Source organism: Sulfurimonas sp. CVO, from assembly GCF_009883775.1.
GTDB lineage: Bacteria > Campylobacterota > Campylobacteria > Campylobacterales > Sulfurimonadaceae > Sulfurimonas > Sulfurimonas xiamenensis.
Genome location: NZ_CP033720.1, coordinates 1,297,298 through 1,312,219, shown reverse-complemented (window position 1 = coordinate 1,312,219; position 14,922 = coordinate 1,297,298). Strand labels below are relative to the sequence as shown.

Sequence of the window (14,922 nt, the reverse complement as noted above, 5' to 3'; positions counted from 1 at the left end):
GTTAATTTTCAGTAAGAATTTTAATGGTTAAGTTATTTAAATTTTCTAGTTTGCTTATATTTTCTTTAGCTAAGTATAAACTGTTTTTAGATTTTATATTTAGTATATTTTCTTCAAAGCTTATTGTAAAATCAATATTTCTTGGCTGGTGAGATAGTAGAGCAACACTTAATGAGAGAAGATAGCTAAGAGCATTGAGTTGTTGGATTTCTGGAAGAAGATCTCCGAATTTATCTATATGTGAAGATGATGGAAGTTTTCTTTTTGCATATTTTGCTAGGGTTGCAATAAGAATTATCTGTTTATGTGTAAAACCGAATTCTAAAGCATCTTTGATAAGATTATAGCTATGTTTATTATGAGAATAGTAGTGAAGACTGTTTCCGCTTAAACAAAGTTTTGCAGCTATTGCTAGTTCATAGCGATATTGTTTGTCTATATTTAAATATTCATAGGTTAAATCAAATATTTTTTTTGCAACACTGCTTATTTGATTTGAATAGGCTTTATTGTCTATATGTAAATCAATTATATAGCTTACGGATGTGTTGTAGTTGGCGGGAAATTTATTTTTTGATGTTCTAAGCAAATCAGATAAAAACACACCCTCTCTAACTCCTACACCACTACTGATTAAAGTGTTAATATTTAATTTTTTGAAAACTCTAAGCAGTATCATGGCTCCTGGTTTTATAACATCAACTCTATTTGCTTTAATACCAAGCTTTTTCAGTTCATCTTCATTTGCAACTAAAATTTTTTTCAAAAATTCTATAAACTCATTATAGTCAGGTTCAAAAGCGTGAAGTTTTTTAAGAGGGTAACTGCTGCTGTTTAATATCGCATTGGATATAGCTCTAAATGAGCCGCCGATGCCAATAATAGAAGATACATTAATATTGTCTAATTGTGTCAATTGTGAATCAATGTATTTTTTTGCACCGTCTATATCATTTGTATCAAAGTAGAGCTCTTTTAATCTTACTGTTCCTAAATTAAGAGATATATTTAATTTAATATCTTGTTTGTTAATAAGTGAAAATTCGGTTGAACCGCCACCGATATCAATGCTTAGAGCATTTTTTTGTTCCGGTAAAAGATTTGCGCATGCAACTGCTCCAAGATAAGCTTCTCTTTGGCCATCTATAATTTTAATATTTAAGCCAAGAGAGTGTTTTATTCTATTTACAAAATCTTTTTGATTTGGAGCGTCTCTTAGTGCAGAAGTGGCTATACAAAGAGTTTTTCTGGCTTTAAAGGATTTGATTATTGATAAAAAGTTCTCTAATGCGTCAAAAGCTCTCTGCATGGGAATATCTTGAAGATTCCCACTGTTTTGATAAGTCTCTTCAGAGATTCTTACTCTGCTTTTTGCTTCATGCAAAATATGAAATGCAAATCGAGAAGTTTTTTCATAGATAATCATTCTAACTGAGTTGGAACCGATGTCTATGACTGCTACTCTTTTTGCCATCTAACTTTTCTACTCTTCGTTTAGTAATTGTTTATATTTAAATTGAAGCTCTGCAATAGATTCAACATTGTCTTTATCAGGTACAATGCAATCTACCGGGCAAACTGATACACATGCAGGTTCATCATAAACACCGACACACTCTATGCAGCGATCAGGATCGATAAAATAGATAGGATCTCCCTCTTCAATAGCTGAAGTAGGGCACTCTTCACGACATGCATCACAAGCAATACACTCATCATTTATTATTAAAGCCATTAAAATACCTTATAGTTATAATCCAATTTAAATATATTATTTTAATATATTTTTATGTGCTCGATTTATAGCAGAATAAAGCTTTATTGTTTTTTAAATTTGACTATTTCCTAATTTGCGGGCAGAATACATGAAAGTTTTGAATTTAGATTTAAGCTAGCTACAGTTCCTGTAATTCCGTCTGTTCTATTTTTGATGCTTATTTTTGCACTTAATGCATCTGCTGCACTTTTTGCCAAAAAAAGACCTAGTCCAACTCCAGGTTTATTTCCTTCTCTTTTAAAAGGGGCAAAAAGATCTGAGCTTTCATCTATGCCGCATCCTTCATCAATTACTTCAATCAATAATCCGTAGTTGTTTTGTGAACTTCTTAAAGTTACACTTTTGTCTTTTGGCGTAAATTTAAGTGCATTTTGTAAAAAATTTTGTATTATTTGATTTAGCAAACTTACTTGAAGAACTGCCATATAGCCACATGGTTCGAGATGAATATGTAGTTTTTTGCCTTCATTCTCAGCTAAAAGTTTAAAATCATCTGCTTTTTGAGTTAAAATTTTTATTACATCAACTTCTTGAGGTTTTTCTAGTTGAGCTCCCTCTTGTCTGCCTATATTAAGTATGTTTGTAACTATAAAGTTCATCTCATCTATTGTTTTGTTCGTTACTTTAAGAGCATCAATGTACTCTTCGGGAGAGCGTTTTTTTATAAGAGTTACCTGATTCTTTAGTTTTATAACTGCAAGCGGTGTTTTTAGTTCATGAGCAGTTCCGATAAAGAGCTCTTTTTGGTACTTAACAAAGTTTTGTATTCTTTTAATTAAATGATTGATTGTAATACCAAGAGGCTCAAACTCCTCCGGTAATTCTTCTACTTTTATTGGACGCATAAGATGCTCATTCATATTTGAGAGCTTATTGCTTAGAGTTTTAACAGGCATTACAAGCATTTTTGATAATCCAATTGCATAAATAATAACAAGTAAAAATCCGGCGATATTTATAACAAAAAGGTAGTTGAGTATTTTTTTTAAAAGTATTTTTGTAGCTGTTATCTCTTTTGTTATTTTTAAATAACTCAATTCATCCAAATTAAAAGGGTATATAAGTGTTAAATATATTTCATTATTTTTAGTTGTTTCATACATTTCAATATCCAGATGCGTTACATCAAGATATATTATTTCAACATTTAATCCCAGATACATTTCAGGCGAGGGTGCTTCTGAGCCATAAATAGACTCATTTTGTGCAATGTTTTTTGCATAGTTTAAAAGTTCTTGATGTTTCTCTTCAAAAATAGATCTTTCGATGTAAAAATATAAAATAGAAGAAAATATAAATATTAATGAAGCAGAGGCAAATATTAGTTGGATTAAAAAGCTTTGTCTAATACTTCTTTTTGAAAACATTTTTTTACCTATAAAAACAAAAGTTTATAATTATAGCCTATATAATTTGCCATTTTGAGTATTTTAGCTGTAAAAAGGGGTATTTCCCTTTTTACATATTAAAAATTTAATTTATCTCTTTAGGGAAGCAAAAACGATAACCGCGGCGACGAACAGTTTCAATTGTGGTTATATTTAATGGTTTGTCCATTTTTTGTCTAATTTGGTTTATAGCAACTTCAATTACATTTGGAGTAACAAGTTCCGGTTCTTCCCAAATTGCGTCTAATAGCTGTTCTTTAGATACAATCTGATCACGGTGACGCGCTAAATGCGTAAGAACTTCAAAAGGTTTGCCTTTTAGTTCTATCTCTTGCTCTTTATAAGTAATTTTTTCCTCTTCCGGATTAATGATTAAATCTTCAATTTCAATGATATTACTGCCACCGAAACGAAGACGCGCATCAAGGCGAGCAACTAAAACATCAAAATCAAACGGTTTTCTGATGTAATCATCAGCACCGCTTCTTAGAGCTTCTATTTCACTTTCGTTATCATCTCTCGCCGATAGAACAACTACAACAGTCTTTGGAGTTTTAGTTTTTATATCACCGATAATGTCAACACTGTTTCCATCAGGAAGCATCCAGTCCATTAGTACTAAATCGTAGTTTCGAATATCTAAGTAGTACTCGCCATCTTTAAGAGTCTCTACTACATCGCTTTGATAACCAAATTCTTTAAGTCCTTCAGCAAGCATTTTGTTTAATGTGACTTCATCTTCTATAATTAGAATGCGCATAAATTTGTCCTATGAATGAATATTTTGGCGGAATGATATCATAATTTTAGGTTAATTTAAAGTAATTTTTAATTTTTTTTTAATAAAACTTTAACTTATAATTAAGATTGGGATTTGCAATAATTGCTTACACTTACCTTGCAGTCGGGTAAAATCGATGGTTTTGTTATCTTTAAATTGATGCTTTTTATCGCTTTGTATTCTTTAATTAACTTTAAATTTAGACTCTCTAGAGCATCTTCTATAAGAAAAAACTCACTTTTTATCATTGTTTTTTTGATAATTTCAACAACATCGGCATAATTTATAAAATTATTTTTATAGTTATACTCAATAGTAAGATTGATAATTACATCTTGAGGAGTTGTTCTTTCAAAATCTAAAATTCCAATAATGCATTGAAATTTCAGATCTTCTATATGAATTGTCATACTACTCTTTTTTCTTCACCTTTTAAAAGACGAATAATATTTGGAATATGTTTATAAAAAAGTATAAATCCTATAATAATAACCGGAGCATGTGCCATATCCGGATGAATTATAAAACTGGCAATTATCAGTGCGCCAAGAGCAGTAAGAGAAGAGAGAGAAGATATTTTAATAAATTTTGCTCCAAATGCCCAAACTATAAGTGCCACAATGGCTTCAAGAGGAAGCATAAACATCATAACTCCCAATCCCGTTGCAACTCCTTTCCCGCCTTCAAAATTCAGGTAGGGACTAAAACAGTGCCCGATAACAGATAAAACAGCGATACCCCACAATGTTGCTTCACTTACTCCTGCAAAATATGCAATTATTAAAATGAAAACACCTTTTAACGCATCGAGTGCCAATGTTGCAATGCCTAGTTTTTTTGCCAAAGAGGGATCTTTTTCTTTGACAACTCTTAAAACATTTGTTGCACCTATACTACCCGATCCGCTACTCTTCACATCTAAGTCCGCATATTTTTTAGCTAAGAGCAAACCAAAAGGAATTCCGCCTATTAAATAGGCTGCAATAAAAAACTGAGCATTTGTGTTAAATAAAAAATCCATCTATACCCTTGTAAAAATTTGTAGTATTTTACTCTGTATATCATTACAAGCATATAAAAAATATACGACAAATATTATTTTTTGATATAATGACAACTATTTATTTGAAGAAGGAATTTTTTTTGCAACTTACAACTGAACAATTAAAAGAGAAGATAAAAGAATATAAAAAAAGATTGAATGTAACTATTGTCGCACATTTTTATCAAAGAGACGAAGTTTTTGAGATAGCTGATATCACAGGCGATTCTCTCGAACTTGCAATTAAAACTAGAGATGATGATTCTGAGTTTGTTCTTTTTTGCGGTGTCGGATTTATGGGGCAGAGTGTAAAAGTTTTATCGCCAAACAAAAGAGTAGTTATGCCAAAAGCTGCATGTTGCGCAATGGCAACAATGATTGACGGTATGCAGTTTGATGCATCTGTAAAGGTTCTGAATGATGCAGGTATACCTAATGAAAATATTTTGCCTATCACTTATATAAATTCAAATGCCGATGTAAAAGCAAAAGTTGGCGAAATGGGTGGTATGGTTTGTACAAGTTCCAATGCAAAGAAAATTATTACAACAGCCCTTAAGGAGGGTAAAAAGATACTTTTTGTTCCAGACAGATGCTTGGGGCAAAATATAGCAAATCAGATGGGACTTAAATCATGTGTAATCGGTGATGGAACCAATCCTGCAGATGCCGATATTATTTGCTATAACGGTTTTTGTTCTGTCCATCAGCTTTTTACAATGGACGATATTAACTTTTATCGTAAAAAATATCCGGGCATACTTATAGCTGTCCATCCGGAATGTGACCCTGAAATATGTAATGCTGCCGACTTTGTAGGATCTACCTCTCAGCTTATAAACTATATCAAAGAGCTTCCCGAAGATCAAAAGGTTGCAGTTGGAACTGAATTTAACTTAGTTAATCGTCTGCGTCCAAAAAATACTTTCGTACTCTCTTCTACAAAACCGGAGTGTCCGACTATGAATGAAACAACACTAAAAGATGTATATGATGTACTTAAATCTATTGATGAGGGTGAGCCTCTTAATGAGATAGAAGTGGATGAAAAAACACAAAAATGGGCAAAAATAGCTTTAGAACGGATGTTAGCATTATGATAGAAGAGTTTGTAAAAGCCTCGTTAGATCAAGATGTTGGTCGTGGTGATCTGTATGCTTTAGTTGAGCCTAGTGTTAAAGCAAGTGCCAGAATTATCGCAAAGAGTGACGGAGTCGCAGCGGGTGTTGAGTATATAAATGTCTTGGCAGAGTTGGAGAATTTTGAAATTACATGGAATGTAAATGACGGTGAAAGCTTTTTAAAAGGCGATGTTTTAGCAAATATCAGCGGGACTTCGCATGTGCTTTTAAAAATAGAGAGAACTCTTTTAAATATACTGCTTCATGCAAGTTCAATAGCAACTTTGACTAAAAAGTATGCAGATTTTTTAGAACCTTACGGTGTTAAGCTTTTAGATACAAGAAAAACAAGACCGCTGCTTAGAATTTTTGAGAAATATGCGACAAGATGCGGAGGAGCAGTAAATCATCGCATGGGCTTGGATGATTCGTTAATGATAAAAGACACTCATTTAAAAACTATAGAGAATCTTAAAATTTATATAGAAAAAGCAAGAAAAAAGATTCCTTTTACTTCAAAAATAGAGGTAGAGGCAGAGAACTTTGAAACCGCAAAGGAGGCTTTTGAAGCCGGAGCTGATATAGTGATGTGCGATAATATGTCTCCGGAGCAGATTCAAGAAATTATTGCGTATAGAGATGAAAATTTTCCACATGTACTTTTGGAAGCAAGCGGAAATATTTCACTTGAAACTATTGAATCTTACGCAAAAACCGGCATAGATGCAATTAGCAGCGGTTCGCTTATTCATCAGGCAAACTGGATAGATCTGTCTATGAAAATGGATTAGCTGTTATTGGAGAAGTTTTAAATTATATTTACAAAATGAATAAGAATGTAGTATATAATCACAAAAAAGATATAAATTGAGTGAAATTTTAGAAAAAATAGACAAAGCTGGTCATATTGTTGTTATTTCGCATCTCAATCCTGATGCGGATTCAATAGGCAGTGCCAGTGCTATGTATAGTTTTTTACTACAGAAACATAAAAAGGTTTCATGGTTTTGCAAAACTCAAAAAATAGATCAGAAATTATCTTTTATGCCATGGTTTGAAAAGATTAGAAACTCATTTCCAAACTCTGCAGATTTGGCAATTGCACTTGATTGTGCAAATGAGAAGCGTTTGGGCACAGATGTAGAGTGTGAATTGATAAATATAGATCATCACATTACAAACAGCTACTATGGAGATATAAATTTAGTAAAAACTGATTTTATTAGCACAACAGAGATTTTGTATGATTTTTTTAAAACAAACGATGTAAAAGTAAACAGAAAAATGGCGACAGCACTCTATGCCGGATTGCTGGATGATTCTGATGGTTTTTTGTCTCAAAAAGTCAACAGTAAGCTATTTGTTACGGTTAAAGAGCTGCTGGATCAGGATGCAGATTTTAAACTTTGTAACAAAAATATTATGAAAAGCATCTCGCTTGGGGCTTTGAGGCTAAAAGCAGTTATGTTTAAAAATATGTCGTTAAAATATAATGCAAAAGTTGCAGTTTTTTGCGTAAGTGATGAGGATATGAGATCGACCGGTGCAGCTGCAGAGGATTGCGAAGCTCCGCTGGAAGAGTCATTAAATCTTCCATATGTAAAGGTCGCTTTGCTGCTTAGACAAAAGAGCGATTTTACAATAAAGGGTTCTCTTCGCTCTAAAGCGGGAGTGGATGTTTGCAAAATCGCTGTCAAATTTGACGGCGGCGGACACAAAGAGAGAGCCGGTTTTGATTTAAAGAGTGTTGTCTCTTTAGAAGAGGCAGAGACAAAAATATTAAATTTGATACAAAAGGAGTTATAGTTTGAGAAGAGGAAGAAAAAACGGATCTTCAATAGCTTTATTGAGTCTATTTGCAGTAATAATAGGTGCTGTGTTATATGGATATAACGCAGAGATGTTTGAGAGAGAAGCTCCTGTAATTTCAATGAAAAACAATGGATACTGGAATCTTAAAAACTCTTTGGATATATCGATAGATGATACCACAGGATTAAAAGCATACAAAGTAATTTTAATAGGTTCATCAGAAGAGACTTTGTTATACAATGAACAGTTTTTAACTCCAAAACAGTCAGTAAATATTAAAGTTGAACCTCCAAAGAGTGCTTATACTATGAAAGAGAATGATATTAAAATAGTTGTTGAAGCAGTTGATACAAGCAAATGGAACTTTTTTAAAGGAAATATTGCAAGAAGTGAGTTTAAATTAAAAATCGATAAAAAAAGACCTGCCTTAAATACAGTTGCAAACTCTTATAAAATAAGCAAAGGAGGCGCTGCGCTTGTTGTTTTTAAAGCTGAAGATGAAAATTTAAAAGAGCTATATATTGAGACAAGTTTTAATAAAAAATTTAAAGCACAGCCCTTTTATAAAGAGGGATATTACATAGCTCTTCTTGCATGGCCTATAAAAGAGTCAACATTTAGAGCTGCAGTTGTTGCCAAAGATTATGCAGACAATACTTCAAAAGCGCATATTCCTCTTTTTTTAAAAGATATACAGTATAAAGTATCAAATATAAAAATAAGTGACAATTTTTTAAAAGGGAAAATAGCAGATCTGGCAGAGGAGTTTGCAGAGACTCAAGGTGTAACAGATCCGATAGAACAGTTTAAAATTATAAATGAGAATGTACGAGAAAAAAATGAAAAATTAATATATGATATTACATCAAAAGTTTCAAATGAGATGATTCAGGATTTTTATATAAATAAGATGTATCCTTTGAAAAATGGGGCAGTTGTTGCTCGTTTTGGAGATCATAGATTATACTCTTACAATGGAAATCGTATCAGTGAATCGTATCATTTAGGGCTAGATTTAGCAAGCAATGCAATGGCTCAAATAAAACCTCATAATGGCGGAGAGGTTGTTTATGCAGGTTATAATGGTTTATATGGGAATATGCCTATTCTTTCTCATGGGCTGGGACTTTATACATTATATGGTCACTGTTCAAGTGTAAATGTTAACAGCGGTGATATAATTCAAGCCGGAACACATATTGCAAATACCGGCAAAAGCGGCTATGCTATGGGAGATCATTTGCATTTTGGAGTTTTAATTCAAGGTGTGGAAGTTCGTCCTGCGGAATGGATGGATGCTACATGGATAAAGCTAAATATTAGTGATGTAATTAAGAGTGCAAAAACTATTATAGATAAAAATTAAAATATAGTGTACAATTTAGAGTTAAATAAATTGTGATTTGAAAAAAAATTTAATTACTAAATATAATATGAATTTTGTTTATAATATATAAGATTTTATAAGTAGGAATAGCTATGTATCAAACAACAATAAAAAAGAGTGTTGAGCTTGTCGGAATAGGCCTTCATAAAGGTTCTGCCGTTAAGTTAAGATTGGAACCGTTGGAGTCAAACAGCGGGTTAATATTTTATAGAAGCGATGTTGATGTAGCCATTCCGCTTATTCCAGAAAATGTTGTTGATACTAAAATGGCTACTGTTATCGGCAAAGACGGCTATGTAATTTCAACAATCGAACATATGCTCTCTGCTATATATGCTTATGGAATTGATAACCTTAAAATAATAGTTGATGCTGATGAAATTCCTGTTATGGATGGCAGCAGTGCGAGTTTTTGTATGCTTTTAGATGAAGCAGGCATTGTTCAGTTAGATGTGCCAAAAAAAATTATGAGGATAAAAAAAGAGATAATTGTTCAAGAAGGAGAGAAATATGTCAAATTGTCCCCATCTCATGATTTGCAGTATGGCTTTACTATCAAATTTCCACATCCTGTAATTCAAAAACAGGAGTATATTTTAAATTTTACAAAACAAAACTATAAAAACGAGATTGCACGAGCCAGAACTTTCGGTTTTTTACATGAAGTACAATATCTTCGCTCAAAAGGTTTGGCGCTTGGAGGCTCTTTGGAAAATGCTGTTGTTTTAGATGAGAAAAAAGTTTTAAATCCAGAAGGACTTAGATTTTCTGATGAATTTGTAAGACATAAAATACTTGATGCAATCGGTGATATGGCTCTTATTGGAATGAATTTTGTAGGCAATTATGAAGCTATGGCGGGAAGTCATGATCTTAATCATAAACTTACGCTTGAACTTTTAAAAGATGCTCAAAATTATGAAGTAATAGAGCTTGTAGGCGAAAAAACAAAAGAGTTAGAAAAAGCATATGCTTAGGAGTGTAGATTTAGTTTTTATTACGCTCTCTTCTCCTGTTTTGGTTGGGGTATATGAAGAGAAAAAATTAATTGAGACTATTGAAAGTTATGAAAAAAGCTCAGAAATTTTACCAAATATATTTGACGAATTATCAAAAAAATATAAGATAAAAAAACTTTTTTATGCAAATGGACCGGGAAGTTTTATGGCAATAAAAATTGCATATATATTTTTAAAATCTATGAGTGTATTAAAAAATATACCGCTTTTAGCAACAGATGCATTTTATTTTAATGAAAATCAACCAATCAAAGCGATTGGAAAGCTATTTTTTGTTAAAATTTCTTCAGAAATAAAAACCCAAAAACTAGAAATAGCGCCAGAGGCAAGTTTTATACTTCCAGATGTGCTTGATTATAGTAAGTTTAGCACAACTGCCGCCCCTCTTTATGGTATTGGAGCAGTTGGATAGGAATAATGTGACAATAAGTGTGCCGGCAACGAGTGCGAACCTTGGACCAGGGTTTGATTCTTTAGGTTTAGCAGTTGATTTACGCAATTTAGTTGAGTTTCATCCATCAAAATTTTTTAGTGTAAATATTAAAGGTGAGGGTGAAAATAATCCAAAGTTAAAAGGTAATAATCTATTTGTTAGTATTTTCAATGAACATTATAATAGATTGACTAAAAAAAGACAAAGTTTTAAATTTACTTTTTATAACCAAATACCAATGTCAAGAGGATTAGGAAGTTCGTCTGCAGTAATTGTAAGTGCTATATCAAGTGCACACGAGGCTGCAGGAATTAAAGTTTCAAAAAGAAGAATCTTGAATCATGCATTAGTTTATGAATCGCATCCGGATAATATTACACCTGCGGTTATGGGTGGTTTTAATGCTGCTACCGTAGAGAAGGGTAAAGTTTTTTCTCAAAAAAAACATCTTCCAAATTATATTAAAGCAGTTGTTGTAATACCAAACAAACCAATTAGTACATCAAAAGCAAGAACGCTACTTCCAAAATCATATTCAAAAGAGAATGCGGTTTATAATCTTTCTCATACGGCTCTTAGTGTAGCTGCTTTTTTTAATGAAGATTGGGAGATTTTAAAATTGGCTTCGCAGGATAGGTTCCATCAAAAAGCAAGAATGAAAAATTTACCTGAACTTTTCAGTGTACAAAAAACAGCTTATGAGAGTGGAGCATTGATGAGCACTCTCTCAGGGAGCGGTTCTACTTTTTTTTCAATGGTTTACGATGAAGATGCAGTGATGATTGCAAGTAAGCTTAGTCAAAAATTTCCGGAATTCATTGTTAAAATTTTAGATTTTGATAATGATGGACTTATTATAGAAAAATAGATTAATTCGCATCTTCTTATTAAATCAAGGAACTTTTGGATATAATGGCAAAAAAATTTAATCAACCTCTTAGGATGTGTATCTCTTGTAGGCAAAGAGATATACAAAATAATCTTGCTAGACTTCAGTGTATAGATTCACAACTTAGTCTTTTTAGAGGAAATGGTAGAAGTTTTTATATATGTAAAGCTTGTCTTAAAGATAATAAGAAAGTATTAAAATCACTAATGCGGCAATGCAAAAGTGGAGATAAAGACAAATTTTTGAACATACTAAAGGAGATCATCACTGATGACAGAAAAAGTTAGAGTACACGAAATTGCTAAAGAGCTAGGAATAGCTTCTAAAGATGTAGTAAAAAAAGCTTCAGATATGGGTATTGATGTAAAATCAGCAAATAGTTCAGTTACAATGCAGGAAGCTGAAGGATTAATGAATTATATAATGAGTGGCGAGCTTGCCCAAGCATCAAAACCAGAAACAAAAACATCTGCTAAACCAATAAGTGATACTCAAAAAGAAGAAAAAACTCCTGAAAAAGAAACTAAAAAAGATAAAATTGAAGCACCTAAAGTAGATGAACAAAAGAGTATTGAAAAAAATGTTCAGGTAAGTGAAACTCAAAAAACTCAAAACAAAGAAAAGATTGAAGTAAAAGAACTTACACAAGAAGCAGTAAAAAAAGAAGCTAAAGAAGAGGAAAATAAGACTTCATTAAATATAATTGAGCCTAAAAAATTACAGATTAAAAAATCTGGGCTTAAAATAGTCAAAAAGAAAAAGCCGAAGCAGGAAGAAAAAAGTGATGAAAGTTACAATATGCCTGCAAGACAAAAAACGGCTGTCTCTTCTTATGGCAAAATAAGTGCTGATGTTTTAGAAGAGTTGGCAAAAAAGAAAAAAACAAAACAGAGTTCAGGTGCTAAAAAACAAGAACAAGGTGTGAAAATTGATATTTTTGGCGGCTCTTTGGCTGAAGTATCAATGGATATGGATGATCAAGTTGTTTTACTTGATTTAAATGCTACTGAGAGAAAAGAGATTGTTCCAGAAGAGCCTAGAAAGCCAAAAGTTCCAAAGCCTGTAGGAAGAAATGCAAATAAAAAAGCTGCTCCAAAAGGTAGAAAAGTTGCTCGTGACAAAAGAAAAAAATATACTAAAGATAAATCTGAAGATGTAGTGGTAACACATGTTGAAATTCCTGAGGATATCCGTGTCTATGAATTTGCAGAAAAGATTAATCGTCCGATTTCAGATGTAATAAAAGTTCTTTTTAGCCTTGGCTTAATGATGACTAAAAACGACTTTTTAGGAAGTGACGAGATTGAGATTCTATCTGAAGAGTTTGGTGTTGAAGTAACCATCGTAGATCCAAAAGATGCCTTTAACTACGAAGAAGATATGGCAGAGACGATTGATGAAAATGCAACTAAAAGACCTCCTGTTATTACAATTATGGGACATGTTGATCATGGTAAAACTTCACTTTTAGATGCGATAAGAAAAGCAAAAGTTACTGAAGATGAAGCTGGCGGCATAACGCAGCATATCGGCGCATATACGATTGAGCAGCATGGTGAAGCAATTACATTTATAGATACTCCTGGTCACGCTGCATTTTCACAGATGCGTCAAAGAGGTACTGATGTTACGGATATTATCGTAATTGTTGTAGCGGCTGATGATGGTGTTAAACCTCAAACAGATGAAGTTATAAAATTAGCTAAAGAGTCAGAAGCTCCTGTAATTGTAGCTCTTAATAAAATGGATAAAGAGAGTGCTAATCCCGATATGGTTAAGGGACAAATGGCTGAACGCGGTCTAAATCCTGTTGATTGGGGCGGAGATATAGAGTTTATTCCAGTTTCTGCAAAAACAGGAATGGGGATAGATGACTTACTTGAAAACATCCTTTTAACTGCTGAAGTTTTAGAATTAAAAGCAAATGAAAACGCTATGGCAAAAGCTGCTGTTGTTGAATCATCTCTTGAAAAAGGTCGCGGAGCTGTCGCAACTGTAATTGTGCAAAATGGAACACTAAAAGTTGGCGATTATGTTGTTTGCGGCAGTGCTTATGGGCGTATTAAAGCTCTTATTGATGAAAATAAAAAGCAGATAAAAAGTTTAAAACCAAGTCATACTGCAGTAGTTGTCGGACTCAATGAAGTTCCATCATCAGGTGAAATAATGATGGCTATGAAAAGTGATAAAGAGGCAAAAGAGTATGCTCAAAAACGCCATGAATACGATAGAAATAAAGAGCTTTCTCATAGTACTAAATCTACTTTAGAAGATATGACAAGTATGATTGCAGAAGGTAATTTAAAATCTCTCAAAGTTGTTTTAAAAACAGATGTTCACGGGTCACTTGAGGCTATTAAAAGCTCATTGAATGAGCTTAGAAATGAAGAGGTAAAAATTAATATTATCTCTTCAGGTGTAGGCGGAATTACAGAAAATGATGTTGAACTTGTGGCAAACAGTGAAAATTGTGTATTGCTTGGATTTAATGTTCGTCCTACAGGAAGTGTAAAAGCGTTGGCAAAACAAAAAAATGTTGATATTAGAACATACTCTATAATTTATCAACTCCTTGATGATATGACTGGCATGTTGACTGGTATGATGGCACCGAAGTTTACTGAGGAAAATACAGGTCAAGCAGAAGTAAGAGATACATTTAAGTCTCCTAAAGGTATGGTTGCCGGATGTGTTGTTGTTGATGGAAAACTTGTACGCGGAGGTCTTGTTCGTGTTATCAGAAACGGTGTTGTTGTACATGAAGGTGAATTGACTTCTCTAAAACGCTTTAAAGATGATGTTGAAGAGATTGGTAACGGTTATGAGTGTGGTGTTATGATTAAAGGCTATGATGATGTTATAGTTGGTGATGTAATAGAAACATTCAAAAAAATTGAGCAAAAAGTATCTCTGTGACAGAAGCTGAAATAAAGTTGAAAAGAACTGAGTCAATTCTTCTTGAATTGATTCCTGAAGCTCTTGGCAGTTTGAATGATAAAAGGTTACATCAATTAGATGTAATAGACATAAAATGTTCACGAGGTAGAAGTGATGCCAAAGTTTATATTGATCCTGCTTCATTTACACAAGAAGAGAAGAGTGAGTTTTTAAAACTGCTTAAAAAAGCAAGACCGATACTAGAAACTTTTTGTATGAAAGATCAAGGCTGGTTTCGTTCTCCGAAGTTTACATTTGAATTTGACGAACAGTTAAAAAAAGCTCAAAATATTGAAGAGCTGTTCAAAAAAATCGCTAAAGATTAAGTGAGTATAT

The 14,922-nt window shown here is 32.8% G+C and carries 15 protein-coding genes; 9 read left to right on the top strand and 6 right to left on the bottom strand.

Annotation, left to right across the window (positions count from 1 at the left end; translation table 11 throughout):
- Position 1: 1 nt before the first annotated feature.
- From CVO_RS06605 to plsY, 6 genes are all read right to left on the bottom strand, one after another.
- Entirely contained in the window at positions 2-1,474 is a 1,473-nt protein-coding gene (locus CVO_RS06605) for a Ppx/GppA phosphatase family protein (RefSeq protein WP_159571030.1), read from the bottom strand.
- A 9-nt stretch (positions 1,475-1,483) separates the two neighbouring features.
- Positions 1,484-1,735 (bottom strand): YfhL family 4Fe-4S dicluster ferredoxin, encoded by a 252-nt coding sequence (locus CVO_RS06600; protein ID WP_152298999.1) that lies wholly within the window; start codon positions 1,733-1,735, stop codon positions 1,484-1,486.
- 110 nt (positions 1,736-1,845) lie between these two features.
- The gene (locus CVO_RS06595; protein WP_152299000.1) at positions 1,846-3,144 is read right to left on the bottom strand and encodes a sensor histidine kinase; all 1,299 of its coding nucleotides are present in this window, start codon (positions 3,142-3,144) and stop codon (positions 1,846-1,848) included.
- A 106-nt stretch (positions 3,145-3,250) separates the two neighbouring features.
- Positions 3,251-3,925 carry a homeostatic response regulator transcription factor HsrA gene (gene hsrA / locus CVO_RS06590; RefSeq protein ID WP_152299001.1) on the bottom strand — a complete coding sequence of 225 codons (675 nt, stop codon included), beginning with the start codon at positions 3,923-3,925 and terminating at the stop codon, positions 3,251-3,253.
- A 101-nt stretch (positions 3,926-4,026) separates the two neighbouring features.
- A complete protein-coding gene (locus CVO_RS06585) occupies positions 4,027-4,356 on the bottom strand; it encodes a dihydroneopterin aldolase (protein WP_152299002.1) in 330 nt (109 codons plus the stop codon).
- Entirely contained in the window at positions 4,353-4,967 is a 615-nt protein-coding gene (gene plsY, locus CVO_RS06580; RefSeq protein ID WP_152299003.1) for a glycerol-3-phosphate 1-O-acyltransferase PlsY, read from the bottom strand. The genes CVO_RS06585 and plsY overlap by 4 nt, the downstream gene beginning before the upstream one ends.
- Positions 4,968-5,089: 122 nt before the next feature.
- Here plsY and nadA point away from each other — a divergent pair, with 122 nt between their 5' ends.
- The 9 genes from nadA (at position 5,090) to rbfA (ending at position 14,912) form a co-directional block, all read left to right on the top strand.
- The gene (gene nadA, locus CVO_RS06575) at positions 5,090-6,088 is read left to right on the top strand and encodes a quinolinate synthase NadA (protein WP_159571027.1); all 999 of its coding nucleotides are present in this window, start codon (positions 5,090-5,092) and stop codon (positions 6,086-6,088) included.
- Positions 6,085-6,900 (top strand): carboxylating nicotinate-nucleotide diphosphorylase, encoded by an 816-nt coding sequence (gene nadC, locus CVO_RS06570; RefSeq protein WP_152300267.1) that lies wholly within the window; start codon positions 6,085-6,087, stop codon positions 6,898-6,900. The genes nadA and nadC overlap by 4 nt, the downstream gene beginning before the upstream one ends.
- 76 nt (positions 6,901-6,976) lie before the next feature.
- Positions 6,977-7,915 carry a DHH family phosphoesterase gene (locus CVO_RS06565; RefSeq protein WP_152299005.1) on the top strand — a complete coding sequence of 313 codons (939 nt, stop codon included), beginning with the start codon at positions 6,977-6,979 and terminating at the stop codon, positions 7,913-7,915.
- Position 7,916: 1 nt separating this feature from the next.
- A complete protein-coding gene (pgp6, locus tag CVO_RS06560; protein WP_241690947.1) occupies positions 7,917-9,287 on the top strand; it encodes a peptidoglycan metallopeptidase Pgp6 in 1,371 nt (456 codons plus the stop codon).
- 113 nt (positions 9,288-9,400) lie between these two features.
- Positions 9,401-10,285, top strand: a complete 885-nt coding sequence (lpxC, locus tag CVO_RS06555; RefSeq protein ID WP_152299006.1) for a UDP-3-O-acyl-N-acetylglucosamine deacetylase — start codon at positions 9,401-9,403, stop codon at positions 10,283-10,285.
- Complete coding sequence (locus CVO_RS06550; RefSeq protein WP_152299007.1) at positions 10,278-10,739, top strand: hypothetical protein; 462 nt, start codon at positions 10,278-10,280, stop codon at positions 10,737-10,739. The genes lpxC and CVO_RS06550 overlap by 8 nt, the downstream gene beginning before the upstream one ends.
- Positions 10,740-10,746: 7 nt before the next feature.
- On the top strand, positions 10,747-11,628 hold the full coding sequence (thrB, locus tag CVO_RS06545; RefSeq protein WP_152299008.1) for a homoserine kinase: 882 nt from the start codon (positions 10,747-10,749) through the stop codon (positions 11,626-11,628).
- Positions 11,629-11,919: 291 nt separating this feature from the next.
- On the top strand, positions 11,920-14,565 hold the full coding sequence (gene infB, locus CVO_RS06535) for a translation initiation factor IF-2 (protein ID WP_152299010.1): 2,646 nt from the start codon (positions 11,920-11,922) through the stop codon (positions 14,563-14,565).
- Positions 14,562-14,912 carry a 30S ribosome-binding factor RbfA gene (rbfA, locus tag CVO_RS06530; RefSeq protein WP_159571024.1) on the top strand — a complete coding sequence of 117 codons (351 nt, stop codon included), beginning with the start codon at positions 14,562-14,564 and terminating at the stop codon, positions 14,910-14,912. The genes infB and rbfA overlap by 4 nt, the downstream gene beginning before the upstream one ends.
- Positions 14,913-14,922 lie beyond the last annotated feature (10 nt).